4 protein-coding genes are annotated in these 3,479 nt (G+C 71.0%); all 4 read left to right on the top strand.

Annotated elements, in window-relative coordinates:
- Positions 1-106 precede the first annotated feature (106 nt).
- The 4 genes from FJ309_17210 to FJ309_17195 all read left to right on the top strand — a co-directional run bounded on the left by FJ309_17210 (position 107) and on the right by FJ309_17195 (position 3,247).
- Entirely contained in the window at positions 107-874 is a 768-nt protein-coding gene (locus FJ309_17210; protein ID MBM3956313.1) for a hypothetical protein, read from the top strand.
- Positions 875-893: 19 nt separating this feature from the next.
- On the top strand, positions 894-1,184 hold the full coding sequence (locus tag FJ309_17205; protein ID MBM3956312.1) for a carbon dioxide concentrating mechanism protein CcmL: 291 nt from the start codon (positions 894-896) through the stop codon (positions 1,182-1,184).
- A 121-nt stretch (positions 1,185-1,305) separates the two neighbouring features.
- The gene (locus FJ309_17200) at positions 1,306-2,256 is read left to right on the top strand and encodes a class II aldolase/adducin family protein (GenBank protein ID MBM3956311.1); all 951 of its coding nucleotides are present in this window, start codon (positions 1,306-1,308) and stop codon (positions 2,254-2,256) included.
- 43 nt (positions 2,257-2,299) lie between these two features.
- Positions 2,300-3,247, top strand: a complete 948-nt coding sequence (locus FJ309_17195) for a lactate dehydrogenase (protein ID MBM3956310.1) — start codon at positions 2,300-2,302, stop codon at positions 3,245-3,247.
- Positions 3,248-3,479 lie beyond the last annotated feature (232 nt).

Below are 3,479 nucleotides of genomic sequence, written 5' to 3'. Positions count from 1 at the left end.
ACCAGCGACGGCCGCCTGCTCCGCGAACGCCTCGGCTCCGACACCACCCCCGCCCGCTGGAGCACGATCGGCCTGGTCGACGCCACTGCCTGACCACGGCACCGCCATGACACCACATCCCGCCCCCGTACCGACGCCCGACGAGATCCGTGCCCTCGTCGCCGAGGTGATCCGCCGGCTCCGCACCGCCGGTCCTGCGGCCGGCACCGCGGCGTTTCCGACCGGCGCGGCTTCCGGCGCCGCGCCGGGAGTCGCCTCGGGCTCCGCACCGCCTTCCGCACGGATCGCCGAGCGGGTCATCGCCGTGGCCACGATCGACCGCCTGCCGGCCGGCACGGCGCGGATCGTCGTCGATCCGCGCGCGGTGATCACGCCGTCGGCGCGCGAGCGGCTGGCGGACCTCGGGATCGCGGTCGATCGCGGGAGCGCCCCGATGGCTCCGGCCGTCGTTGCCCGGCCGTTTCTCCTCGCCCGGGTCGACTGCCCAGCCGATGCTGCCGCCGGGGCGGTCCGGATCGCCAGGGCGCTGCCGGGCGTCCAGCAACTGCCGGCGACGGGGATGACCGACGTGATCGAGGCGCTCTCCCTTCAGGCCTCGCGCGACGCCGCCCGGGGGCTCCTCTTCACCGGTCGCCCGGCCGTGGCCCTGATCCTCGCCAATCGCTCGCGCAGCCTCCGTGCGGTGACGGCCCGGGATGCCGTCGCCCTGCTCGCCGCGGCCCGCGATGCGGCCGCCAATCTGCTCGTCGTCAATCCGCGCGAGTGGTCGCCGGGGGCCCTCGAACGCGTCGCGGTCGAGTTCGCCCGGCTCGACGCCGCGCTCCCCACCGAGCTTGCCGCCGCGGCCGAGGGCTGCGGCTGCAAGAGCCACTGACCTCGCCTGGAGTCTCCCCATGCGCCTCGGTCTCTCGATCGGCACCGTGACCCTCGTCGAACCCCACGCCACCGTGCGCGGCGGCGTGTTTCGCGTCGTCGTGCCGCTGGCGACCGCGGATCTGGCACGCGGTGACGGCCCGGCCGAGGCGCTTGTCGCCTGGGACGACCTCGGTGCCGGCGACGGCCAGATCGTCGCCTTCAGCGAAGGGGGAGAGGCGGCGCAGCCCTTCCGCCCGCTCGACAAGCCGATCGATGCCTATGTCGCCGCCCTGATCGACCGGCTCCACCTCGCCCCGGACCACGCCTGACTGTCACCACCCCACCGACCGTTTCGACCGGCACCACGCTCCGGATTTCGCCGACCGTCAGACCGACCGCGACCGGCAGCGTGGGGAACAATCGAGAACACCAGCCCCAAGGAGGTTTTCCATGGCCGTCACGACCAGCAGCAAGTCGCTCGCCCAGCTCAAGGAGGAGATCTGCGACATCGGCCGGCGGATCTACGCCAAGGGCTTCGCCGCCGGCAACGACGGCAACATCTCGTTCCGCCTCGGTCCCGACGAGGTCCTGTGCACGCCGACGATGATCTCGAAGGGGTTCATGAAGCCCTCCGACCTGTGCATCGTCGACATGGAGGGCAACCAGCTCGCCGGCAATCGCAAGCGCTCGAGCGAAATCCTCCTCCACCTCACGATCATGAAGGAGCGCGCCGACGTCAACAGCGTCGTCCACTGCCATCCGCCGCACGCCACCGCCTTCGCCGTCGCCCGCGAGCCGATCCCGCAGTGCGTCCTCCCCGAGGTCGAGGTGTTTCTCGGCGACATCCCGATCACGAAATACGAGACCCCCGGCGGGCAGAAGTTCGCCGACACGGTCAAGCCGTTCGTGAAGAAGAGCAACGTCGTGATCCTCGCCAACCACGGCACGGTGAGCTTCGGCGAGACGATCGAGAAGGCCTACTGGTGGACCGAGATCCTCGACGCCTACTGCCGGATCCTGATGCTCGCCAAGGACCTCGGCCGCGTCACGTTCCTCTCCAAGCAGGAGACGAAGGAGCTGCTCGACCTCAAGCAGAAGTGGGGCTACACCGACGCGCGCCTCGAGAAGGGGATGGAAAACTGCGACATCTGTGCCAACGACGTGTTCCGTGCCAGTTGGGGCGACACGGGCGTGACACGGTCGGCGTTCCCGGCGCCGGGGGCGGCTGGAGTATCGGCAGCCTCCTCGGCTGCTTCCGGTCACTCCCCGACCACCAGTCCGCTTCCAGCCGCAACCGCGTCTGCGAAGCCCTCGTCCCCGACGCCTGCCGTCGATTACGACGCGATCGTCAAGGCGGTCACCGAGCAGGTCTGCCGCGAGCTGGGCATCAGCGCCGCCTGAGCGCCACCGCGCACGAATCACACCTCTCCGGAAAGCAGCGTCCATGAAGGTCGGAATCATCGGCGGCGGCGGGATCGTGGGGTCCTCGGCCGGCTTCGCCCTCCAGCTCGGTGGCATCGTCCACGAGATCGTCCTCGTCGATGCCAATGCCGACCTGGCGGACGGCCAGGCGCTCGACATGCTCCACGGCACGCCGGCGATCGCCGACCAGGTGATCCGCGCCGGCGGCTACGACTCGCTCGCCGACGCCGACGTCATCTGCATCACGGCCGGCCTCCGCCGCAAGCCCGACGAGAGCCGGCTGGCGCTGATCAACCGCAACGTCGTCCTGTTCCGCTCGATCCTCGCGCAGGTGAAGTCGGGGGGCATGAAGGCCGACGCCACGGTCCTCGTCGTCAGCAACCCCGTCGACATCCTCACCTACCTGGCCGAGCAGGAGCTCGGTCTGCCGCGCGGCCGGGTGATCGGCCTCGGCACGCTCCTCGACACGCTCCGCTTCCGGGCGCTATTGGCGCACAACCTTGCCGCTCCGGCCACGCAGGTCCAGGCGATCATCCTCGGCGAGCACGGCGACACGATGGTGCCGGTGTGGAGCAGCGCCGCGATCGCGGGACTGGCACTGGAGAAATGGCCCGGCTATTCCCCGAAGCTCGCCGCCGACGTCTTCGAGCGCACGAAGACCAGCGGCGCCGAGATGATCAAGAAGAAGACCGGCGCCGGGTTCGCCGTCGGTGTCTCGATCGCCGAGGTGATCCACGCCATCGCACTGGACCGGAAGTGCGTGCTGCCGGTGTCGACCGTCCTCCGCGGCGGCCCGGGCACCTACGGGATCCGCGACGTCGCCCTTTCGGTGCCGACGCTCGTCGGCCGCGGCGGCGCGGAGAAGACGCTCGAGATCGAGCTGTGGCCGAAGGAGCTCCAGGGGCTCAAGCGCAGCGCCGCGGCCTTGGCAGACACGCTCGGCAAGGTCCTGTCGGGCGCGACCGGCTGACCAACCACGACCGGACCGGCTCAGCCACCGACCCGCCGCGGCGGCCGCGCCTCCGCGACCAGCGCCCTGACATAGTGGACCGCGGCGTGGTCGGCGAGATCGCGAACGACGACGCGCCCCAGGGAGTCGCTGCGGGCCAGCTCGCGAAACAGCGTCTCCCGCGCCCGCCCCGCGGCGGAGCGGTCGGCGCGGAGCAGCGCCGCGGAGAGCGCGGCCAAAGCCTCGAGGACCG

This window comes from Planctomycetota bacterium (assembly GCA_016872555.1).
GTDB lineage: Bacteria > Planctomycetota > Planctomycetia > Pirellulales > UBA1268 > F1-20-MAGs016.
Note: the sequence above shows the minus strand (reverse complement) of the source record. Positions and strands in the feature narration are given on the sequence as shown.